The organism is Nocardia sp. NPDC004278 (assembly GCF_053602975.1).
This window is the reverse complement of the sequence record NZ_JBSGEQ010000005.1, coordinates 322,186-343,805: the sequence shown is the minus strand read 5'-3', so window position 1 is coordinate 343,805 and position 21,620 is coordinate 322,186. Positions and strand designations below refer to the sequence as shown.

20 protein-coding genes are annotated in these 21,620 nt (G+C 66.4%); 7 read left to right on the top strand and 13 right to left on the bottom strand.

All coding sequences use genetic code 11. The features are described from left to right. Window positions 1–2: 2 nt before the first annotated feature. A complete protein-coding gene (locus ACWEO2_RS10785) occupies window positions 3–773 on the bottom strand; it encodes an amidohydrolase family protein (RefSeq protein WP_452405084.1) in 771 nt (256 codons plus the stop codon). Between the two features lie 67 nt (window positions 774–840). On the opposite strand from ACWEO2_RS10785, the gene ACWEO2_RS10780 reads away from it, so the two are divergent. From ACWEO2_RS10780 to ACWEO2_RS10770, 3 genes are all read left to right on the top strand, one after another. After that, window positions 841–1,194 (top strand): MerR family transcriptional regulator, encoded by a 354-nt coding sequence (locus tag ACWEO2_RS10780; RefSeq protein ID WP_452405083.1) that lies wholly within the window; start codon window positions 841–843, stop codon window positions 1,192–1,194. Window positions 1,195–1,383: 189 nt separating this feature from the next. Beyond that, window positions 1,384–3,765 (top strand): thiamine pyrophosphate-dependent enzyme, encoded by a 2,382-nt coding sequence (locus ACWEO2_RS10775; protein ID WP_452405082.1) that lies wholly within the window; start codon window positions 1,384–1,386, stop codon window positions 3,763–3,765. Window positions 3,766–3,942: 177 nt separating this feature from the next. After that, complete coding sequence (locus ACWEO2_RS10770; protein WP_452405081.1) at window positions 3,943–4,422, top strand: hypothetical protein; 480 nt, start codon at window positions 3,943–3,945, stop codon at window positions 4,420–4,422. Window positions 4,423–4,480: 58 nt separating this feature from the next. Here ACWEO2_RS10770 and ACWEO2_RS10765 read toward each other — a convergent pair whose 3' ends face one another. Further along, window positions 4,481–5,470, bottom strand: a complete 990-nt coding sequence (locus ACWEO2_RS10765) for an alpha/beta fold hydrolase (RefSeq protein ID WP_452405080.1) — start codon at window positions 5,468–5,470, stop codon at window positions 4,481–4,483. 54 nt (window positions 5,471–5,524) lie between these two features. Here ACWEO2_RS10765 and ACWEO2_RS10760 point away from each other — a divergent pair, with 54 nt between their 5' ends. Further along, window positions 5,525–6,373: an SDR family NAD(P)-dependent oxidoreductase gene (locus ACWEO2_RS10760; RefSeq protein WP_452405079.1), complete on the top strand. Its 849-nt coding sequence runs from the start codon at window positions 5,525–5,527 to the stop codon at window positions 6,371–6,373. A gap of 6 nt (window positions 6,374–6,379) precedes the next feature. Here the strand turns inward: ACWEO2_RS10760 and ACWEO2_RS10755 are convergent, their stop codons facing one another. After that, the gene (locus ACWEO2_RS10755) at window positions 6,380–7,213 is read right to left on the bottom strand and encodes a LysR family transcriptional regulator (RefSeq protein ID WP_452405078.1); all 834 of its coding nucleotides are present in this window, start codon (window positions 7,211–7,213) and stop codon (window positions 6,380–6,382) included. 70 nt (window positions 7,214–7,283) lie between these two features. Here ACWEO2_RS10755 and ACWEO2_RS10750 point away from each other — a divergent pair, with 70 nt between their 5' ends. Then, window positions 7,284–8,438, top strand: coding sequence for a YbfB/YjiJ family MFS transporter (locus ACWEO2_RS10750; RefSeq protein WP_452405077.1), 1,155 nt, complete (start codon window positions 7,284–7,286; stop codon window positions 8,436–8,438). Here ACWEO2_RS10750 and secG read toward each other — a convergent pair. From secG to ACWEO2_RS10735, 3 genes are all read right to left on the bottom strand, one after another. Then, entirely contained in the window at window positions 8,425–8,658 is a 234-nt protein-coding gene (gene secG / locus ACWEO2_RS10745) for a preprotein translocase subunit SecG (protein WP_062991810.1), read from the bottom strand. The genes ACWEO2_RS10750 and secG overlap by 14 nt on opposite strands. A gap of 58 nt (window positions 8,659–8,716) precedes the next feature. Further along, complete coding sequence (locus ACWEO2_RS10740) at window positions 8,717–10,327, bottom strand: MFS transporter (protein WP_452405076.1); 1,611 nt, start codon at window positions 10,325–10,327, stop codon at window positions 8,717–8,719. Window positions 10,328–10,722: 395 nt separating this feature from the next. After that, window positions 10,723–10,992 carry a hypothetical protein gene (locus ACWEO2_RS10735; RefSeq protein WP_452405075.1) on the bottom strand — a complete coding sequence of 90 codons (270 nt, stop codon included), beginning with the start codon at window positions 10,990–10,992 and terminating at the stop codon, window positions 10,723–10,725. A gap of 374 nt (window positions 10,993–11,366) precedes the next feature. Between ACWEO2_RS10735 and ACWEO2_RS10730 the strand changes: the two genes are divergently transcribed. Both ACWEO2_RS10730 and ACWEO2_RS10725 read left to right on the top strand, forming a co-directional pair. Further along, window positions 11,367–12,161, top strand: a complete 795-nt coding sequence (locus ACWEO2_RS10730; protein ID WP_452405074.1) for an META domain-containing protein — start codon at window positions 11,367–11,369, stop codon at window positions 12,159–12,161. A gap of 2 nt (window positions 12,162–12,163) precedes the next feature. Continuing rightward, window positions 12,164–12,691: a hypothetical protein gene (locus ACWEO2_RS10725; protein ID WP_354958611.1), complete on the top strand. Its 528-nt coding sequence runs from the start codon at window positions 12,164–12,166 to the stop codon at window positions 12,689–12,691. A 411-nt stretch (window positions 12,692–13,102) separates the two neighbouring features. On the opposite strand, the gene tpiA is transcribed toward ACWEO2_RS10725, so the two are convergent. From tpiA to uvrC, 7 genes are all read right to left on the bottom strand, one after another. After that, the gene (gene tpiA, locus ACWEO2_RS10720; RefSeq protein ID WP_354958614.1) at window positions 13,103–13,888 is read right to left on the bottom strand and encodes a triose-phosphate isomerase; all 786 of its coding nucleotides are present in this window, start codon (window positions 13,886–13,888) and stop codon (window positions 13,103–13,105) included. A gap of 3 nt (window positions 13,889–13,891) precedes the next feature. Continuing rightward, on the bottom strand, window positions 13,892–15,106 hold the full coding sequence (locus ACWEO2_RS10715) for a phosphoglycerate kinase (protein ID WP_452405073.1): 1,215 nt from the start codon (window positions 15,104–15,106) through the stop codon (window positions 13,892–13,894). A 5-nt stretch (window positions 15,107–15,111) separates the two neighbouring features. After that, window positions 15,112–16,131 (bottom strand): type I glyceraldehyde-3-phosphate dehydrogenase, encoded by a 1,020-nt coding sequence (gene gap, locus ACWEO2_RS10710; protein ID WP_355178043.1) that lies wholly within the window; start codon window positions 16,129–16,131, stop codon window positions 15,112–15,114. Window positions 16,132–16,451: 320 nt separating this feature from the next. After that, a complete protein-coding gene (gene whiA / locus ACWEO2_RS10705; protein ID WP_040692075.1) occupies window positions 16,452–17,435 on the bottom strand; it encodes a DNA-binding protein WhiA in 984 nt (327 codons plus the stop codon). Beyond that, window positions 17,426–18,472 (bottom strand): gluconeogenesis factor YvcK family protein, encoded by a 1,047-nt coding sequence (locus ACWEO2_RS10700; RefSeq protein WP_452405072.1) that lies wholly within the window; start codon window positions 18,470–18,472, stop codon window positions 17,426–17,428. Before ACWEO2_RS10700 ends, whiA begins: the two co-directional genes overlap by 10 nt. Next, window positions 18,469–19,473, bottom strand: a complete 1,005-nt coding sequence (gene rapZ, locus ACWEO2_RS10695) for an RNase adapter RapZ (RefSeq protein WP_452405071.1) — start codon at window positions 19,471–19,473, stop codon at window positions 18,469–18,471. The genes ACWEO2_RS10700 and rapZ overlap by 4 nt, the downstream gene beginning before the upstream one ends. An 83-nt stretch (window positions 19,474–19,556) precedes the next feature. Next, complete coding sequence (gene uvrC / locus ACWEO2_RS10690; RefSeq protein ID WP_452405070.1) at window positions 19,557–21,584, bottom strand: excinuclease ABC subunit UvrC; 2,028 nt, start codon at window positions 21,582–21,584, stop codon at window positions 19,557–19,559. Window positions 21,585–21,620: the final 36 nt, after the last annotated feature.

The following is a 21,620-nucleotide window of genomic DNA, read 5'->3' as shown; positions in this document are numbered from 1 at the left end:
GGCTAGTTCAGCAACTGCTGCATCGTTGCGCCGAGGACGAGTTCGCGCACCTGCGGGGAGCGGGTGGCTCGTTCGACGGTAGTGCGCGCGATGACCGGGTCACCGTAGGGAGCGTCCGAGCCGAAGAGGGTGCGCTCGGGTATTTCGGCGATGGCCAGGCGGACCGCGAAAACGATACTGGCAGTGGACAGTTCGAGGTACATGTTCGGGGTGTCGCGGACCAGTTCGATCGCGTCCATCCAGTGCGCTCCGCCGAGTTGGGACACCACGAGAGGTACGCGTGGGTAGCGTCGTGCCAGCTCGGTCAGGGTGCGCAGGTCGGCAGCGGTGGTGGCCGCAGCGCCGTGGACGACGACAGGGAGCCCATGGTGATCGTTGGCGGCACGGAGTACCGGCTCGATCACGGCGGCCTGGTCGGGCGGCGGGGTCAACTCACCGATACCGCGCAGTCCGCGGCCGACCACATCGCGGTCGACAATGACCTCGATATCGGGTGCGTCGAGCGGTACCGAGGCGAAGCCGATGAAGCGGTCCGGGTACGCGGTGAGTGCCGCATCGAGTTCGCGTCGAGCCGTTTCACGGCCGAGGCTGCCGCCGCCAGCCAACGCTTGATGCAGGCGGTCCATTTCCTGGCGCAGTTCGGTGAGATCTCGAGCGCGTTCGGGATGCGGTCTGGTCATGAAGAGCACGGTTTTGTCCACACCCGCCTCATCGAGTAGCGCGATGTGGTCGATGAGCGGGTCGTGTACATGGCTGTGTGCGTCGATGATCAACGGTTCTCCTCAGGAATCGAGCTGCGACGCCCAGTGTTGATCCCTGACACCATGAGAAGGTCAAGTCATGTTGATCGGTGAGCTCGCCAGCCGCACGCGTACCAGCGAACGGCTGCTGCGGTATTACGAGCGCGTCGGACTGCTCTCGGCCGAGCGCCGCCATAACGGATATCGCGAGTACGACGAGGGTGCCGAGGAGCGTGTGGCGCGGATTCGCGCACTGCTCGCCGCGGGGCTCTCGACGCGGATGATCGGGCAGGTGCTGCCGTGCACCGGTGGCGGCGGTGCGTTGCGCGCCTGTCCCGGGGTGCTGCCCGCGCTACAGGAACGACTGGCGGAGTTGGATCGGCGCGCGTCCGAGTTGGATGCAGCCCGCGATGTGCTGCGACGCACGATCTTGGAAACGGAACAGTCGCGCTGAGGGCCGCGGGTCGGCCGCCGCGCACTCGCCCCGGTTGACCAGCCGTACCGGCTATCGCCGACAAATCCGGGATTCAAGGTAGCATGCTCGCGGAAAAGTTCCTTATTGCTGCCGCAGTGATCAAAATATTTTCAGAAATACGGTCCAAATGCGGTACCTGAGGTGGTGTTCGTCGGAGATGATCGCACGGTGAGCGAACAGCGAGTCGACCTTGATGAGCGGTTTCGTGCCGAGCTATCGGCGCTGACACCGCAGCCGAGCCGTCCCGTCGAGCAGCCGCTCGAGCCGGGTAGCGGGCTGACCGGAACCCAGTGCCTGGAGCTGTTCGAATCACAGGCGACGAGTAGGCATCTCGACCTGGCAGCGCGCCGTTTGGGCAGTGCGAAACGCGGCTACTACAGCATCGGGTCCTCCGGCCACGAGGGCAATGCGGCGGTGGCGGCGGCCCTGCGCCCCACCGACCCGGCATTGCTGCACTATCGCTCCGGGGCGTTCTTCGTGCACCGGGCCAGGCAGGTGCCCGGCCTCGACCCCATCCGAGATGTGCTGCTCGGTGTGGTCGCCGCGGCGGCCGATCCGATATCCGGTGGCAGACATAAGGTTTTCGGCAGCAAACCGGCGTCGGTGATACCGCAGACATCCACCATCGCCTCGCATCTGCCGCGCGCCGTCGGACTCGCCTTCGCGATCGAACGCGCGGCGCGGCTCGGCGTCGCCTGCGAATGGCCATCGGATTCGGTGGTGCTCTGCAGCTTCGGTGACGCCTCGGCCAATCACTCCACGGCCACCGGTGCCATCAATGCCGCAATTCATACTGCGCACCAAGGGGTTCCGCTGCCGCTGTTGTTCGTCTGCGAGGACAATGGCATCGGCATCAGCGTTCCGACGCCACTGGATTGGATCGAACAGGCCTATGGCATCCGCGTCGGCCTGCAGTACTTCGATGCCGACGGCAGCGACCTCCTCGACGCCGCGCTGACCGCTGTCGAGGCGGCCGACTGGGTTCGCGAACACCGTAAGCCTGCCTTCCTCCACCTGCGAACCGTTCGCCTGTTGGGCCATGCCGGATCCGACGTCGAATCGGCCTACCGCAGCCCCGCCGATATCACCGCCGACCTGCTGCGCGACCCGGTTACCGCCACCGCGCGCCTACTCGTCACCGCCGGCATCGCTACCCCAGCCGAAGTCCTCGAACGCTACGACGATATCGGCGCGCGGGTCACCGCCACGGCCGAATCGGTCTGGCGCGAACCGAAACTGACATCCGCGGCGGAGGTCATGGCACCGTTGGCGCCGCTACACCCGGACCTGGTGCGCGCCGACGTCTTCGGTCAAGGTTCGCTCCGGTCCGCTGTTCCCAACGGTGCGCGGCCCAGTCAGCGCGACGAAAAGCCGCTCGGCAATGGGCAACCGGTCACCGCCACGCCGGTCGCCGACCGCGCCGCCAGCGAAACGATGCTGAACCGCATGACCACTCACGACACCACAGCCGCGTACGACACCGAGAGTGACAACACGTCCGCCCAGGACACGATGGAACCTACAACAGTCAATCGCGCCCCGGTGACCTTTGCTCAGGCGGTCAATCAGACGCTCGCAGATCTGCTGGCGCGCGACTCCGATGTGCTGGTGTTCGGCGAGGATGTCGGGCGTAAGGGCGGCGTGTACGGCGTCACCAAAGGACTGCGGAAGCAGTTCGGGGCGCGGCGGGTATTCGATACGCTGCTCGATGAACAGAGTGTGCTCGGAACGGCTTTGGGGGCCGCACTCGCCGGATTCGTGCCGATTCCGGAGATTCAATATCTCGCCTACGTGCACAATGCCGCCGACCAGCTGCGCGGGGAAGCCGCCACCCTGTCGTACTTTTCGCAGGGGCGATACCGGAATCCGATGGTCGTCCGGATCGCGGGATACGCCTACCAGAAGGGGTTCGGCGGTCACTTCCACAATGACAATTCCATTGCGGCACTGCGCGATATCCCGGGTCTGATCATCGCCTCCCCCGCCCGCGCCGATGACGCCGCCGCCATGCTTCGCACCTGTGTCTCCGCAGCCCGGGTCGACGGCCGGGTCTGCATCTACCTCGAGCCCATCGCCCTGTATCACACTCGCGATCTGTACCACCCCGACGACAACGCCTGGCTCGCACCAACTTCCGAGACCGATCACATCGCCATCGGCAGCGCCCGCGTCTACGGCGACGGCCGCGACCTCACCATCGTCACCTTCGCCAACGGCGTCCCCATGAGTCTGCGCGTGGCGCGACGCCTCTCGGCACGGGGCGTCGACGCCCGAGTTCTCGACCTCCGCTGGCTCAACCCGCTCCCCCTCGACGACCTCCTCCATCACGCCCGCGCCACCGGCCGCGTGCTCATCGCCGATGAAACCCGGCACACCGGCGGCATCTCCGAATCCATCTGCGCCGCCCTGGTAGACGCAGGCTTCAGTGGTCCCATCACCCGCGTAACCAGCCAAGACAGTTTCATCCCCCTTGGCCCCGCCGCCGCCACCGTCCTGTTGGACGAACCCAGAATCGAATCGGCCGCCACCGAACTGCTGACCGCCCGCTGAACCGCCCTTGCCCGTCTTTGCGGGGGATGGCCAGGGCCAACTATTTCCGTCGACCCGACAAATCGGACACCGAGGGATCCGACACGCGCAAGCCCCACTTCCGGTGAATCGGATTCGGCGGCGCCAATGGGGAAATACAGTAGAACGCACGGTGACCAGCAGCGGAAGGGCACGGCTATGACCATGATGTCCATGCTCGGCGAGGTACGACCCGAACATGATCGGGCGATCGACCCAGAGCTCGTGCTCCTGCACTTTCTCCGATCCTTCCGAATGCCCGTGCTCGATGTATGGTCCGCCTGCGCCGAACGCCGTCAACTCGACCGCTGGTTCGGCGCGGTATCCGGCGGCAACGGCAATCTGACCATCGAACCGACCGACGGTCCGGTCCCCGGTCCCATCGCGATCCGTGTCGACGACTGCCGCGCACCGCACGATCTGGTCATCCACATCGACGGCGGCATTCTCGAACTGCATATGACCCAGGTCGGCGTCATCACCAACGTCGAACTGATCCGCCGCCACGTCAACCCGACCGACGCGTGTTCCGTCGGCCCCCGCTGGCAATACCTCCTGGACCGCCTCACCGCCTACCTCGAGCGTCGCCCCCTGCCGTCCTGGGCCGACTACCCCGAACTCACCAACGAATACCGCTGACCTGGCGGCTGCGCTCGAGTTTCGAACGGGCGGGGTTACCTGTCGGTACTGGTAACGGCTACGCGACGACGTCCGCGGAGTTCGGAACCAGATCGCGCAGGTGGTCGAGGATCAGCGTATTTACCTCGTCGGTGCGTTCCAGTTGAACGAGATGTCCCGCATCTGCGATCTTGGTGACGGCACGCAGATCGGTGACATTGGCGCGCAGGGTGGCGAGCGGGTCTCGGCCGCTGAAGCCCTCCATATCCGGATCCCGGTCGCCATAGAGGAAATAGGTGGGGACGGTGACCCGGGCGTCGGTGAATTCGGCGGTCAGCTCCCAGTTCCGATCGAGGGCGCGGTACCAGCTGAGGCCGCCGGTAAAGCCCGTGTGTTCGAAATCCTGTGCCAGAGTGTCGAATTCGTCGATCGAGAGCCAGCGCCATGGCAGCAGCGGCGCTTCGGGGAGGACGTCGAGGTAGCCGGTCCCTTCGGCGGGAAAGCGCCAGGTGTCGAGGTAGTGATAGTCGGCGCTGAGGGAAAAGTAGACGCGCGCCAGGAATTCCCGGGTGCGGCCACCGAGTTCGGCATCAGCGACACCGGGCCGCTGGAAATAGTCGAGGTGTAGGAAGTGGCGTTCGGCGGCCTTGGCCCACAGCTGCGATGGCGCGCGGGGCGGGCGCGGGGCGTACGGATTATTGAGCACGATGACGCCGCTGACCCGTTCCGGTGCGCGCAGTGCCAGCTCCCACACCAGGGCCGCCCCGAAGTCGAGGCCGACGAAAACCGCTTGTTCGGCTCCGATGTCATCGAGCAGGCCGAGCAGATCGCCGATCACGGCCCGGTTGGTGTAGTCCTCGATATCGGCGGGCACCGCCGTGCGCCCATACCCGCGCAAATCGGGTGCGATGGCCCGGTAACCCGCAGCGGCGACGGCCTCGAGCTGGCGATGCCACATGAACCAGGTATGCGGGAAGCCGTGACAGAAGATCACCGGATGCCCCTCGCCCTGTTCGGCGACGTGCATGCGGATGCCGCCCCCCGTCACGAACCGATGAATCAAGTCCACAACGACCTCCAAAACCTAGAACGTGTTCTTGTTTCACGGTAGTGTCCCAGGATCGTGGACGGAATACCTCAGGTTCTCCGCGACAAGGTCGCGGTGGTGACCGGCGCGAGCCGCGGCATCGGCAAGGGCATCGCGTTGGAATTGGGCGCAGCGGGCGCGACGGTGTACGTCACCGGGCGCTCGGCCACCCCCGGACGCCTGCCGGGGACCGTGCACGCGACCGCCGCGGAGATCGACGCGCTCGGCGGCACGGGCATTCCGGTCGTCTGCAATCACCGCGACGACGATGCGGTCGAGCGCCTGTTCGAGCGCATCCGCACCGAGCACGGCCGACTGGACGTGCTGGTGAACAATGTCTACAACTCCCCCGCCGCCGCACGCTGGCTCGGCAAACCGTTCTGGGAGGTGCCGCCGGAGGCCTGGGACGAAACCTTCGATATCGGCGTCCGATCACATTACGCGGCAAGCTTTTTCGCGGCTCCTCTGCTGATCGAATCGGCAGGACTTATCGCCAACATCTCGTCCCCGGGCGCGGAGCGCTATATGCACAACGCGGTGTACGGCGTCGCCAAAGCCGCATTGGACCGCCTCACCTCGGATATGGCCGACGATCTCGCCGACACCAACGTCACGGTGGTATCGCTGTGGCCCGGCATCGTCGATACCGAACTGCTGCAACTGGTTCCGCGCAATGCGGACGGCCGTCGTATCGTCACCCTCCCCGGCGAGGGCACCTACGACCTCGACGCCGCCGAATCCCCGCGCTTTCCCGGCCGCGCCGTGGTCGCACTTGCCGCCGACCCGGATCGCCGTGATCGCTCCGGATCGGCTTGGCGCATAGCGGATCTCGCCGACGACTACGGTTTCACCGACGTCGACGGGCGGATCCCGCGCAGCGACTGACACCGCTCACGCGACGCTGAGGAAGCGCTGCACCGAGCGCAATGGCGTCGGCTTCACCCGCCAGGTCAGATAGATATGCGAGCGCGGGGCATCCACAATGTCGACATAGACCACGCCCGGATGCGGTGCACGGGTGCGCGCCAGCACGGGCACGATCCCGATACCGCGTTCGGCCGCGACGAGTTCGATCCACTCGTCGAAATTCGTGCAGGTAATGACGGTCCGGTTCGGATCGGGCGGATCCCAGGATTCGGCGCTGGTGGTGCCGGAGACGGTATTGGCCACCAACGGATAGTGCGCAAGTTCGGCCCAGCGCACCTCGCCGGCATGCGCCAGCGGCGAGTGCACCGAAACCGCCAATACCCGCTGCTCGGAACCGATTTCGCGGGATTCGAGGTGATGTGGCAGCCAGATATCGTTGCGGTGGATGGCGATATCGATCGACCGGTCGTCCAGTGCCGCCATCGGATCCTCCACCCGCCGCAGCGTTATACGGCCCCCGAGGGCCTCGTATCGGGTGCGGGTCGCAGCGAACCAGGCATCGGGCAGCAGCCAGGAGAACCCGACCTCGATCGTGGCGCGCCTGCGCAGATCCGCCTGGACGGAGTCGATATCGCCGATGATCCGCCTGCTGTGCTCGAGCAGCTCCTGTCCCTCTTCCGTCAGCTCGAAGCGCCGGGAGGTCCGTTCGATCAACCGGCATTCGACGAGGCGCTCCAATTGCTGGATGGTTCGGGTCAGCGCAGGCTGGCTGAGGTGCATCCGGGCGGCGGCGCGGGTGTAGTTCGTTTCCTCACAGAGTGCAAGGTACGCCCGCAGGTGCCGCAGCTCGATATCCATGCGTTGAGCGTATACATCGTGCACAGAAAGCATTTCACAGCCTTGCCGCCGAACCATACCGTCGGAGGTTGTGACCGGATCAGCTCTGCTCGACACCCCGCGCCGCACCCTCGGACCAGCGCTCGCCGCCGGTGCGGGTCTCGCCGCCGCCGTCGGTGTCGGCCGCTTCGCCTACACGCCGCTGCTGCCCGCGATGGTGGATGCGCACCGCATCAATGCCCACGACGGCGCGCTCATTGCCGCCGCCAACTACGCAGGCTATCTCGCGGGCGCGGTACTGCTCGCGCGGCGACCGAAACTCAACCGCCGCAGCTCTTTTCGCGTCGCGGCCGGAGCACTGGTGGTCAGCGAGGCGCTGGTCGTGCTGCCAGGTCCCACCCTGCTTCCCGCGCTGCTGCGGCTGATCGCGGGCGTGGCCAGCGCGGTGATATTCGTCGGCTGTGCGGGTGCGATCGCGCGGCTCGGCGGGCACGGGGCGGGTATCGCCTTCGGTGGGGTCGGTTTCGGAATCGCTCTCACCGGATTGCTGGTGCTGGCGACGCGGCCGGTGCTGTCATGGCAGGGGCTGTGGCTCGGCGCCGCCGGACTGACCGCCGTACTGCTGCTCCCCGCATTCCGACTCGATATCCACGGCATTCGCACCGCCGAGGTGGTCGGCACCGATCGCCCGAGCACGGCCTGGCGGGCGCTGCTCATCGCCTATTCCCTCGAGGGCGTCGGCTATATCGTGATCGGCACATTCCTGGTGGCCGCAGTCGGCGCACACAGCGCGGCCCTGGGCTCGGCAATATGGGTGATCGTCGGGGTGGCCGCCGCACCGGCAGTGCTCTGGGGTTTGGTCGCGCGCCGCTGGTCCCCGGCGACCGCATTGGTCCTCGCACTACTCGCGCAGTGCGCGGCGGCGGCACTGCTCGCCGGATCGACGAACACCTGGCCCGCGATTATCGCGGCGGCACTGTTCGGTGGCACGTTCATGGGTATCACCATGGTGGCGATCCGGCTCGGCACCGAACTGACCGGCCACCGGGCCGCGGCCACGCTCACCGCGGGCTACGGCGCGGGGCAGATGCTGGGTCCCCTGGTGGTCGCGCCGGTAATCGGCGACGGTTATGCGCTGGCGTTCGGGATCGCGACCGCCGTGCTGGTCGCGGCGACGGTTGCGGCCGTCATCGTGTGCTCGCGGTTGGCGCGAAACGATATCGCGCAACAACTCAAGCGAACTTGATCTCCAGGCCGATGCCGAGGATGGCGATGAGCCAGATCAGGCCGGTGAAGATGGTGATGCGGTCGAGGTTCTTCTCGACGACGGTCGAACCCGACAGGCTGGACTGCACGCCGCCACCAAACAAGCTGGACAGACCTCCACCCTTGGCGCGGTGCAGCAGCACCAGCAGCACCAGCAGCACGCTGGTGATGATCAGGAGGATATCCAGGAACATCCGCATGCCGGACAGTCTATGGGTGTGCATCCGTACCTGCATAATCACCCCGGGTGGAGACGACCTACGGGGTGTCCACCGCGACGAGGTGCGTGGTGGTGTCCTGGCCGATCATGAATTCCGCGACGGCGTGTTCCCGCAGTTGATCTTGGGCGGTGAGCCGCACCTGATGCTGGTGCATGTGCTCGGACCAGGAGCGCACCACGAAGGCCTCCACATAACGGTCGACCACGCCGACATCGCGATACAACCGCCATTCCATCGCACCGGTGCGCTGCATGGACCGTCCGACGAACACCATGGCGGCCAGGTATTCCTCGACCTTTTGCGGCGGAACGTCGTAGGTGCGCAGCACCAGTACCGGACCGTCCTCGGGATCCGGTTCGACGACGAGCTGCGGTTCGGGCCAGAAGGCGCTCGGGCTCAGGTCCAGCTCCTCCGCGTTGTGGCGGATCGGCAGCCAGACCGAGCTCACCGCGGATCCGGCCAACAGCACCGCGGCGGCGAGCAGCGCGGCCACCGGTCCCACCGCGCCCGCGACCAGACCCCACATCAGCGAGCCGAGCGCTTGGCCGCCCATGAATACCAACATGTAGACCGACAGCCCCCGCGCCCGCACCCACGCGGGCAGCAGCAGCTGCATGGTCGAATTCATCGTCGACATCGCGAGCAGCCACGCAAATCCGGCTCCGACGAGTAGCACCAGCACCACCGGCACGCTGCGCAGCACCGCGGCACCCACCGAGGCCGTGCCGAACAGGATCGCGGCCGCGGTCAACCGTTGGGTGGGGGTCAGCAATGCACGGACCCGCGCCAGACCGAGCGCACCCGTCACCGCGCCGAGTCCGAGCGCACCGAGTAGTAGACCGTAGCCCGATGAGGACAGTCCGAGTTCATCGCGGGCGATCACCGGAAGCAGCGCCCACACCGCGCTCGCCGGAGCGATGAACAGAATCGAACGCAGCAGCACCCGGCGGATCGCGGGCGCGGCCCGAATGAACCGGGTGCCCGCCTGCAATGCCGCCAGCGGCCGCTCACTGGGCAGCTTCCGTTCCTTCGTCGGCCTGCGCCAGCTGAGCAGTACCGTGACGATGCCGACGAACGACACCGCATTCAGCGCGAATACCAGGGTCGGCCCCGACAGCGAGACCAGCACACCCGCGATCGCGGGTCCGACCGCACGTCCGATATTGATATTCATACTGCCCAGCGCCGCCGCGGACGGAATCTGCTCGCGCGCAACGAGTTCCGGTTGAATCGCCTGCCACGCCGGACCGGTGAGCGCCTGCCCGCAACCGAGCAGGAACAGCAAGGTCAACAGCACACCGGGAGTGGTATGCCCGGTCGCCGTGGACACCGCGAGCACCGCGGCCAGCACCGCCATCGCCGACTGCGCCCCGAGCAACAACCTGCGCCGATCCAGCAGATCTGCGAGCACCCCCGAGGGAATCGACAGCAGCATCACCGGCAAAGTCGTCGCCGTCTGCACAAATGCCACCAACGTCGCGGCATTCGGCGCATCGACCAGAATCCACTGCGCCCCAACCGTCTGCATCCAGGTCCCGAGATTCGACACCAACTGCGCCGTCCACAGCGCCCGATAGATCCGCGACCGCAACGGCGCCCAGGTAGATAGCGGAGCAGTGGCATCAGCGGTGGTCACGCGGCCGAGCATAGTAGCGGCGACTCATCGCACCTCACCATCGCTGAACGCATCCATCCCGCCCACACACTGCTGAGCAGGCCCGCGACCGATTCGATCATCAAGATCGAAAAGCACGTCGGGCAGGGCGAATTGAGCATGACTGCCAGCCGTAGCCGGAGACGGACGGCCGCTGACAATGTGCCGCATGCCACACGGTGTGATCCGCATCATCGACGCGTTGGCACTAGCTTCGGGGCCTGCGGGACCACGGTGGCGTCGGTATCACCAAGCCTAGGCGCGCAGGGATTCAGCGTAGATGCGGAGCGTGTCTTCGATCAGGGTCGGCAGGATGGGGCGAGGTCGGGGCGGTGCCGATTTTGATGCGGCGCTGCCAGTGCGGCGGGGCCACATCACCGGCACCGTGATCAGCGGCCGGGAGTGAGATTGGTCTGCCCGCCGGGGGTGAGGTTGTTCTGGCCGCCCGGGGTGAGGTTGGTCTGGCCGCCGGGGGTCAGATTGGTCTGCGGGCCGCACACCAGGTTGGGCCAGGAGCAGGTCGGCAGGGTGGGGTCCTGACCGGCCTGGGCCACGCCGGCCGTAACCAGGCCCACGCCAAGCAGGGCGGGTGCCGCGGCGATCGCCACGGCGCGAGCGAAACGGTGGGTGCGGCGGGTCGAGCGCTGGTTGGTGGTCATGTGAGTGTCCTCCTTCGTGTTCGTGTGGCGGGGCGGTCCCGCTGTCGTGGTGACGCGGTCCAGCCTCATCGACGCCGGACCGCGCCGAAAGGACACCCAGGGTGCACGGCAAAGCACCCTGAAGTGGTTCGAGCCCACCAAGGTGGCTTCGGTTCCGGTCACCCAACGGTCGGAAACCGCCGACAACCCGACAGTTGATTCGATGCGGGCGTGCTCTCGCGCAGGGCCTGGTGCGGGCCGGCCGGTCCGGCCGAGCCCGACATCGTCCGGGTCGGCCCGCGCTCGCGAGCGCCACACGGGTTAACCAGTTCGAACAGGTCCGGTGGGTCTCCGGTTAACCGGTTTCCACAGGCAGCCGCCGTACCATCGGCTACATGTCGGCTACAACGGTGCGCGTCGGAATCTTCCTGGCCATCGCGGCGGGTCTGCTGGCCGGTTGCTCGAACGACAACAGGGGTGAACACAAACCAGCGGCCACGCCGATGGGCCACACCTTCGTCTCGATCGGAGTCGAAGGTCAGCAGATACCGGGCGGCGGACCGATGACGCTCACCTTCGCCGATGGCAAGATCACGGCCAATTCGGGCTGCAATACCGCCACCGGCACCGTCGACCTGGCCGAGGGCATTCTGCACGTCGGCGCCCTCGCCAGCACCCTCATGGCCTGTCCAGATGAGGACGGCCAAGCCGATAGCTGGCAGGACAACGTACTGACCTCGCTGCCGAAATGGCGACTCGATGAGTCGACACTGACGCTGACCGGCAAGGACACCACCGTCACCTTGCTGGACAAGAAGGTCGCGCAGCCCGATCAGCCGCTCATCGGCACCACCTGGATCGTCAGCGCCCTGATGACGCCCGACGCCCAGATCCGATCACAGACCCTGGACGAGGTGAAACCGACACTCACCATCGCACCCGACGGCGCGGTGTCCGGCAGCGCCGGATGCAACCGCATCACCGGACACGCCACGCCGTCGCCCGCCGCCGATGGGCCGGATGTCACCTTCCAGATCGGCACCACCAAGACAATGTGCGCCCCGGAGATCATGGAGGTCGAGCAGGCCGTCCTGAAGGCCCTCGACGGCAAGACAACGGCCACGATCGACGCGGAAATCCTGATCCTGCGCAACACCAACGGCTTCGGCCTGACACTGCGCGCGGCATAACCGTGGCCGAGCACCGAAACAATTCCCGCACACCGGGTTTCCGCCGTCCGGTCGGCCGCACCTGGCAGGTCGAACTCGGCCCGTGGCCGGACCTCCCGTCGGCCCATATCGAGAAGCTGCCCGCGCCACCGTCATCGGTAACGCTCATCCGCTACGCCGAGCTCTATAGCGCCGCCGGACTTATCCGCCGTGACGAAACCGGCCGCTGGGATGCGGACGCCATCCTGGCGGTACTCGCCGAACGAGACGAATTCCTGCACACCACATTCTCTTTGGGCTATATCGACCCCGATGGCGCGCTCTTGGCCGAATGCTCGGTCGGCATCTCCGATACCACGGCCAGGCTGTACGTCGTGCACGCCACCGAGCAACCCGCCGACCTGGCCCACCTGCTCCGCGGCACCCTGTACCGACTACATGTGTACTACCCCGACGTACGGACCGCCGAAGTAACGATGGACCCGCGCGACGAACCGTTCGAACTGGCACTCACCGCCACCGGTTTCACGGTGCGCAACCACACCGCCTGATCCCGAATGCCGGTGCCCGGCAAGCAATGACGTCGTCTACTTCCGCATCAGGATCACCCGATCTGCTCGGTCTCCCGGGGCGGCGCGAAGTAGATCGCCATGGTCGCCTGATCGGCCGACTACAGCTCGATCGCCGACCGCATCGGAATCGTCTTTACGACGAACTGCGGACCCAGCACACCCGGGTTGGTGAACTCCCGACCATCACGATAATGGCGGCACCGCCGCTGGCCTTCGCGCGCTTATAGGTCATCATCATCGGCGTCACGCCGTCCACCTTGGTAGCGGTCGTCGGTACCCGGCGCTGGCACGGCTCGCCCCGAGCAGGAAGTCCCGACCGACCACCGAAAGCAAATCAGCCCGGCACCACGCGATCGGGCGTGATGCCGGGCTGATTCGAGTGTTCGCCCGTCAGGGCAGCGGACCACCCGCGGCAATAGCGGACAGCGTCGCGAATTCCTCGCCCTTGAGCGACGCACCGCCGACCAGCGCACCATCGATGTCGGTCTGCGCGACCAACTCGCCGACGTTCTTGGCATTCACCGAACCGCCGTAGAGCACCCGCACACCCGCCGCGACCTCCGGCGAGGCCAATTGGGCGAGCTCCGCGCGAATCGCGCCGCAGACCTCCTGCGCATCGGCCGGGGTGGCGACCTTACCGGTGCCGATGGCCCAGACCGGCTCGTAGGCGATGACGATCTTCGAAATCTCTTCGGCCGTCAGACCTTTGAGCGAACCGCGCAACTGCTCGAGGTTGTATTCCACGTGCGTCTTCGCCTCGCGGACATTGAGCCCCTCGCCGATGCACACGATCGGGGTGATCCCATACTTCAGCGCCTGCTTGGCCTTGGCCAGCACGGTGGCGTCATCTTCGGAGTGGTACTGGCGCCGCTCCGAATGGCCGACGACCGCAAAGGTGCAACCCAGTTTGGCCAGCATGGCACCGCTGATCTCACCGGTGTAGGCGCCCTCGTCATGGGTCGACACATCCTGCGCACCGTAGGTGACCAGCAGCTTGTCACCCTCGACGAGGGTCTGCACGCTGCGGATATCGGTGAACGGCGGGATGACCGCGACATCGACCTTCGCGAAGTACTTCTCCGGCAGCGCGAATGCGATCTTCTGCACCAGGGCGATGGCCTCGAGATGATTGAGGTTCATCTTCCAGTTGCCCGCGATGAGCGGTTTGCGTGCCATGGTTCAGTCCTCCAATACCGCGATGCCGGGCAGTTCCTTGCCCTCGAGGTATTCCAGGGAGGCACCGCCACCGGTCGAGATGTGCGAGAAGCCGTCCTCGGGCAGCCCGAGCGCGCGCACGGCCGCGGCCGAATCGCCGCCGCCGACAACGGTGAACGCACCCTTACCGGTCGCGGTCACGATCGCCTCGGCGACGCCACGGGTGCCCGCGGCGAAGTTCTCGAACTCGAATACACCCATCGGGCCGTTCCAGAACACCGTCTTGGCCTCGGTGAGCAGTGCCGCGAACCGGTCCACCGACTCGGGACCGATGTCCAGCCCCAGCCAGCCGTCCGGAATCTCGTTAGCGGGCACCACCTTCGAGTCCGCATCGGCTGCGAACTTATTCGCGACGACGATATCGCGCGGCAGGTGGATGACGTCCGCGTAGCGCTCCAGCAGCCCCTTGCAGGTCTCGATCATCTCCTCCTGGAGCAGCGAGCTGCCCACCGGCAGGCCCTGTGCGGCAAGGAAGGTGAAGCACATGCCGCCGCCGATCACCAGGGTGTCGACCTTGGGGGCCAGTGCCTCGATAACGGCCAGCTTGTCGGAGACCTTGGAACCACCGAGTACGACCGCGTACGGCCGCTGCGGGTTCTCGGTCAGCTTCGCCAGCACGTCGACCTCGGCCGCGACCAGCGTGCCCCCATAATGCGGCAGCAGCTTGGCCACGTCGTACACCGAGGCCTGCTTGCGGTGCACGACACCGAAGCCGTCGGAGACGAACGCACCGTCAGCACCGACCAGCTCGACCAGCGCCGCGGCCAGCTTGGCCCGCTCCGCATCGTCGGTGCTGGTCTCGCGCGCGTCGAAACGCACATTCTCGAGCAGCAGCACGTCGCCGTCGGTGAGGCCCTCCGAGCGCGAGAGCGCGTCGTAGCCGACGACGTCACCGGCCAGCTGGACATTGCGGTCCAGCAGCTCGGCCAGCTTCGCCGCGACCGGGGCGAGGGAGAACTTCGGATCCGGCTCACCCTTCGGGCGGCCCAGATGCGCTGTGACGACCACCTTGGCACCGGCCTCGACCAGCGCCCGCAGCGTGGGCACCGAGGCGATGATGCGACCCGGGTCGGTGATCTGGCCGTTGTCGTCGAGGGGGACGTTCAGGTCGGAGCGCACCAGCACGCCCCGACCCTCGACACCCTCGTTCAGCAGATCCTGGAGTGTCTTGACTGCCATGCGCGTCAGAGCGACTTGCCGACGAGGCCGATGAGGTCGGCGAGGCGGTTGGAGTAGCCCCACTCGTTGTCGTACCAGCCGACGACCTTCACCTGGTCATCGATGGTCTTGATCAGCGGCGCGTCATAGATGCACGAGTGCGGGTCGGTGACGATGTCGCTGGAGACGATCGGGTCCACGTTGTACTTCAGGATGCCCTTCAGCGCACCTTCGGCGGCGGCGGAGTAGGCAGCGTTGATGTCGTCGATCGAGGCCGACTTGCTCAGGGTCACGGTGAGGTCGGTGACCGAGCCCGTCGGGACCGGCACGCGCAGCGCGTAGCCGTCGAGCTTGCCGTTGAGCTCCGGGAGCACCAGGCCGATGGCCTTCGCGGCGCCGGTGCCGGTGGGCACGATGTTCAGCGCGGCGGCGCGGGCGCGGCGCAGGTCGCTATGCGGACCGTCCTGCAGGTTCTGGTCCTGGGTGTATGCATGGATGGTGGTCATCAGACCACGCTCGATGCCGAAGCTGTCGTTGAGCACCTTCGCCAGCGGGCCGAGGCAGTTGGTGGTGCAGGACGCGTTGGAGATGATGTTCTGGCTGCCGTCGTACTTGTCGTCGTTGACGCCCATGACGACGGTCAGGTCCTCACCCTTGGCGGGCGCGGAGATGATGACCTTCTTGGCGCCCGCGGCGATGTGGCCCTTCGCCTTGGTCGCGTCGGTGAAGATGCCGGTGGATTCGACGACCACGTCAACGCCGAGGTCACCCCACGGCAGGGCGGACGGGCCCTCCTTGATGGCCAGCGCCTTGATCCGCTGGTCGCCGACCACGATGGTGTCGTCGCCGTCCAGAGATACCTCCTGCGGCAAGCGGCCCAGGATCGAGTCATACTTGAGCAGAGTGGCCAGCGTCGCGTTGTCGGTGAGGTCGTTGACCGCGACGATCTCGATGTCGGTGGTGCCGAGCGCCTTCTGCGCCTCCACCGCCCGGAAGAAGTTACGTCCGATACGACCGAAGCCGTTGATGCCTACCCGGACAGTCACGTTATCGCTCCTCAGCTTTCAAGCGGATTCATTCCGATGCCACAACCACAGTAGTGCCCGACCGTAACCTCTCCGACACGCACCTGGCATTCCGCAGGACGCGGGACCTGCGCAGACAGCCGCACGTATGGTTTCGGCGTACAAATCCGCGGTCCGTGCTCTTGTTTCGGCGCACCATGGAATCCGGTGCTCACCCCAGCCACATACGCCCTAGTGGGTCCCGACACGGGCCACCGCGCGGAACTTCGGAAATGTTCAGCCGGGTGGACAGCCCGGTCTCCGAAAAAGCGAATCGCCGCCCCTGGGGGCGGCGATTCGGCTTACGCTTCGTCGAGCAGTTCGGCGGTGACGGCCGATTCGGTATCGGGTACCCCCAACTCCTTGGCCCGGCGGTCCGCCATCGACAGCAACCGCCGAATCCGGCCCGCCACAGCGTCTTTCGTCATCGGCGGATCGGCGAGCTGGCCCAGCTCCTCCAGCGACGCCTGGCGGTGCTGCACCCGCAGCTTGCCCGCCGCGGCCAAATGGTCGGGCACCTCATCGCCCAGGATCTCCAGTGCGCGTTCGACTCTCGCCGCCGCGGCGACCGCGGCGCGGGCCGAACGGCGCAGATTCGCATCGTCGAAATTGGCGAGGCGATTCGCCGTGGCCCGCACCTCGCGGCGCAGCCTGCGCTCCTCCCAGACGATCCGGGTATCCTGCGCACCCATACGGGTCAGCAGTGCGCCGATCGCCTCGCCATCGCGCACCACGACCCGATCGGTGCCGCGCACCTCGCGCGCCTTGGCCGTAATGCCGAGCCGACGAGCCGCACCGACGAGCGCGAGCGCCGCCTCCGGACCGGGGCAGCTGACCTCGAGTGCCGATGAGCGCCCCGGTTCGGTGAGCGAGCCGTGCGCGAGAAACGCTCCGCGCCAAGCCGCTTCGGCATCGCCGATGCTGCCGCCGACCACCTGCGCTGGCAGGCCGCGCACCGGACGGCCGCGCACATCGAGCAGCCCGGTCTGTCTGGCCAGCGCCTCACCCTCCTTGGACACCCGCACCACATAGCGCGAGGTCTTGCGCAGGCCGCCCGCGCCGAGCACGTGCACATCGGAACCGTAGCCGTATAACTCGAAGATCTCCCGGCGCAGTCTGCGCGCGATGGAGCCCATATCCACCTCGGCCTCGACGATCACCCGCCCGCCGACGATGTGCAGGCCGCCCGCAAACCGCAGCAGCGCAGACAGTTCCGCCTTGCGAGAACTCACCTGCGAGACCGTGAGCCTGCTCAGCTCGTCCTTCACTTCGGCTGTCATCGCCACGAGACGCGCTCCTTTCCACCCAACCCGGAACGCACATCCTGGCCCATGTGCCGTCCCTCGACTCGAAGCCCTGCCATATGTGGCCGAGGTTGCCGGATCAGCTGATCCAGTGCGGCGGCAAGCTTTCCGGGGTGATGCCGGTCGGTGCCCGCTTCGGCGACATCGGAAAAGGTTACTCGTGCCCGCAATTGTTCGGCAGCCCTGGCCACATGTTCTCTTTCGCGACCCTCCGGCACGGACCCGGAATCGACCAGTACCTCGTCGACCACGAATTCCGGTGCGTGCTGGGACAATACATGTAAATGACGCTCTGCGGAGAAACCCGCTGTTTCTCCGGGCTCAGCGGCGAGATTCAGCACCAGCACCTTGCGCGCCCTGGTATAGACCAGCGCGTCACGCAATTCGGGCACGAGCACATGCGGAATCACGCTGGTGAACCAGGAACCCGGGCCAAGGACAACGACATCGGCGTGTTCGATGGCCGAGGTTGCCTCCGGACTGGCGGGCGGATCGGACGGAATCAGCCGCACGCGCCGCACCTTACCCGGTGTGGTCGCGATGGCAACCTGGCCGCGAATGCAGCGGCTCACCCGCGGATCCGCTTCCAGCCCAGAGACATCCGCCTCGATATCCAGCGCGATGGGCGACATGGGCAGCACGCGACCGGTGATTCGCAACAGCTTGGCGACCTCGTCGAGCGCGGCGACCGGATCGCCGAGCACCTCGGTCAGACCCGCGAGGATCAGATTGCCGACCGAATGTCCGGCCAGCGCACCGGTGCCGCCGAATCGATGCTGCACGGTGCGCGTCCAGACATCGTCGCTGTCCGCGGCCAGCGCCGCCAAGGCCATGCGCAGATCACCGGGCGGCGGCACCCCCAGTTCGGACCGTAGCCTGCCCGACGAACCGCCGTCGTCGGCGACGGTGACCACGGCGCAGATCTTCCTGGTGAGCCGGCGCACCGCGGTGAGCGTCGCATACAGGCCATGCCCGCCACCGAGCGCAACAATGGCGGGATCCGATTCCCACCCCGTCATTCGCGCCCCAGATCCCGATGCACGACCCGCACGACATCGGCGGGTCCGGATTCGGCGGTCTGTGATCCGATGAGTTCGCCGAGCGCTTCGGCTATCGCCACGCTGCGGTGTTTGCCTCCGGTGCAGCCCACTGCCACCGTCATGTATCGCTTCCCCTCTTGGCGGTAACCATTCGTCGTCAGGTCGACCAGGTGGTGGCAAGTGCTCAGATAATCGGCCGCGCCGGGACGCGACAATACATACTCGCTGACCACGGTCTCCTGTCCCGAATGTTCACGGAGTTCCGGTATCCAATGCGGATTGGGTAGAAAACGCACATCCAACACCATGTCCGCATCGAGCGGAACCCCGTACTTGAATCCGAACGACTGCACCGTCAGCTGCAGCGCAGTCGGCGCCCCGCCGCCATAGGCCTCCTCCAACTTGCGGTGCAGCTGGTGGATCGACAGCTCGGTGGTGTCGATGACCAGGTCGGCCGCCGTTTTCACGGCGGAAAGGCGAATCCGTTCGGCGGCGATGCCCGCCGAGAGCGTACCGTCGGCGCTCTCGCTCTGCAGCGGATGACGGCGGCGGGCGAAGCCGAAACGCCGGATCAGCACGTCATCGGAGGCTTCCAGGAACAGGATCCTGGTTGGCACCCCCGAGGATTGCAACTGCTCGGTGACGGCCGAGAGGTCGCCGGTGAAGAAGCGACTTCGCACATCCATGACCAGGGCGAGCCTGCGGATCGGCGGATCGGCGGAGGCGCCCAGCTCGACCATCCGCCCGATCAGCTCCGGCGGCAGGTTATCGGTGACATACCAGCCGAGATCCTCGAGTACGCGGGCCGCGGTACCGCGGCCCGCGCCGGATAGGCCGGTCACGATCACCACTTCGACCTGCGGCTGGGGCGGATTGCCGTCGCCACGTTCGACAGGTGCGCCGAGGGAGCCCGCGGGGCCGGTCCGCCCAGCGGTCGACCGCGGGCTGCCCGCACTGTTGTTCGATTCGACGCGTGTCATGTCCTACCGGATCTGTGTCAGGGTGCCTGTCGATCATCCCGCACCGGTTTCGGTATCGGGCGCAGACACACAACGTAGGTGTCTTATTCCTCCCGCAACGCGGCCAAAACGGCCTTCGCGGTGGCCACACCGATGCCGGGCACCTCGGTGATCTGCTCGACCGTGGCCTCCTTCAGTTTGGCCACCGACCCGAAGTGGGTGACCAGCGCGGTCCGGCGGGACTCGCCGAGACCGCGCACCGAGTCCAGTGCGGACGCGGTCATCCTTCGGGAGCGTTTGCTGCGGTGGAAGGTGATGGCGAAGCGGTGCGCCTCGTCGCGCACCCGTTGCAAAAGATATAGCGCCTCGCTATTGCGCGGCATGATCACCGGATCGCTCTCCCCCGGCACCCACACCTCCTCGAGTCGTTTGGCCAGGCCGATCACCGCGACATCGGTGATGCCGAGTTCGTCGAGGACCTCCGCGGCGGCCGCGACCTGGGGTGCGCCGCCGTCGACCACATAGAGATTGGGCGGGTAGGCGAATTTCCGCGGCCGGCCGGTGCGTGGGTCGATACCGGGCAGTGAGGTGAGTTCGAGGTCGCCGCCGGATTCATCGGCGGGTCCGTTCTCCGCACCGGATGCCAGCTCCTCGGCCGCCAGCTCGTCCCGTTCGCGACGTAGCCGATAGAACCGTCGCCTGGTCACCTCCGCAATGCTGCCGACATCGTCGGAGCGGCCTTCGCCTGCGGCCTCCTTGATGGTGTAGTGGCGATACTCGGACTTGCGCGGCAGGCCGTCCTCGAACACCACCAGCGAGGCCACTACATCGGTGCCCTGCACGTGGCTGATATCCACACATTCGATTCGTAGCGGTGCGCTGTCCAGATCGAGGGCATCTTGAATGTCTTGCAGCGCAGCCGATCTCGATGTCAGATCGCCGGCCCGCTTGAGCTTGTGCTGGGCCAGCGCCTCCATCGCGTTGCGCTGCACGGTTTCGGCGAGTGCCTTCTTGTCACCGCGCTGCGGTACCCGCAGCCGCACCGCCGACCCGCGCAGTTTGCTCAGCCACTCCTGAACCTGTTCGGCGTCGGCAGGCAGTTCCGGTACCAGCACCTCGCGCGGCACCACCGTGGCCGGTTGCTCGTCCCCGCCCTGTTCGGCCTGTGCCACCTGCTCTCCGTAGAACTGGGTGAGGAACTGCTCGACCAGCGCGGCGACCTCGCCACTGGCCGCATTGCCGTCGATGGCATCGCCGGATTTGTCGACCACCCAGCCGCGCTGGCCGCGTACCCGGCCGTCGCGGACATGGAAGACCTGCACCGCCACCTCCAACTCGTCGATGGCGAAGGCGATCACATCGGCGTCGGTGCCGGTCCCGAGCACCACAGCCTGCTTCTCCAGTGCCCGCCGCAGCGCCTGGACATCGTCGCGCAGGCGGGCGGCGGTCTCGAAATCCAACTCCTCGGCGGCATCGTGCATCCGCCGCTCCAGGTCGCGCACCATGCGATCGGTGCGCCCGGCCAGGAAGTCGCAGAAGTCCTCGACGATCCGCCGATGCTCATCGGCGTCGACCCGCCCGATACACGGGGCCGAGCATTTGTCGATATAGCCGAGCAGGCACGGACGGCCGATCTGGTTGTGCCGCTTGAAGACTCCATTGGAACAGGTGCGCGCGGGGAATACCCGCAACAGCAGATCAAGGGTCTCCCGAATGGCCCAGGCGTGCGCGTAGGGCCCGAAGTAGCGCACCCCCTTCTTGCGCACGCCGCGATAGACGAACAGCCGCGGGTACTCCTCGTTCAAGGTAACCGCGAGTACCGGATACGACTTGTCGTCGCGATAGCGCACATTGAATCGCGGATCGAACTCCTTGATCCAGTTGTATTCCAGCTGAAGGGCTTCCACCTCGGTGGAGACCACGGTCCACTCGACACTCGCCGCCGTCGTGACCATCTGCCTGGTCCGCGGATGCAGCGAAGCCACATCGGCGAAGTACGAATTCAGCCTGCTCCGCAGGCTCTTCGCCTTGCCGACATAGATCACACGCCCGTGTGCGTCCCGGAATTTGTAGACACCGGGTTCAACGGGGATCGTGCCCGGCTTCGGCCGGTAGGTCGCGGGATCTGCCACGAATCCAAGCCTATCGACCGCCCCCGACACGTCCGC

Excerpts from the sequence above, each read along its gene's own strand:
- ACWEO2_RS10735 (WP_452405075.1), bottom strand. The coding sequence starts at position 10,992 with ATGACCACCAACCAGCGCTCGACCCGCCGCACCCACCGTTTCGCTCGC.
- ACWEO2_RS10715 (WP_452405073.1), bottom strand. The coding sequence starts at position 15,106 with ATGGCAGTCAAGACACTCCAGGATCTGCTGAACGAGGGTGTCGAGGGT.
- ACWEO2_RS10780 (WP_452405083.1), top strand. The coding sequence starts at position 841 with ATGTTGATCGGTGAGCTCGCCAGCCGCACGCGTACCAGCGAACGGCTG.
- rapZ (WP_452405071.1), bottom strand. The coding sequence starts at position 19,473 with ATGACACGCGTCGAATCGAACAACAGTGCGGGCAGCCCGCGGTCGACC.
- ACWEO2_RS10755 (WP_452405078.1), bottom strand. The coding sequence starts at position 7,213 with ATGGATATCGAGCTGCGGCACCTGCGGGCGTACCTTGCACTCTGTGAG.
- secG (WP_062991810.1), bottom strand. The coding sequence starts at position 8,658 with ATGCGGATGTTCCTGGATATCCTCCTGATCATCACCAGCGTGCTGCTG.
- ACWEO2_RS10740 (WP_452405076.1), bottom strand. The coding sequence starts at position 10,327 with ATGCTCGGCCGCGTGACCACCGCTGATGCCACTGCTCCGCTATCTACC.
- ACWEO2_RS10730 (WP_452405074.1), top strand. The coding sequence starts at position 11,367 with ATGTCGGCTACAACGGTGCGCGTCGGAATCTTCCTGGCCATCGCGGCG.
- ACWEO2_RS10770 (WP_452405081.1), top strand. The coding sequence starts at position 3,943 with ATGACCATGATGTCCATGCTCGGCGAGGTACGACCCGAACATGATCGG.
- ACWEO2_RS10700 (WP_452405072.1), bottom strand. The coding sequence starts at position 18,472 with ATGACGGGGTGGGAATCGGATCCCGCCATTGTTGCGCTCGGTGGCGGG.
- tpiA (WP_354958614.1), bottom strand. The coding sequence starts at position 13,888 with ATGGCACGCAAACCGCTCATCGCGGGCAACTGGAAGATGAACCTCAAT.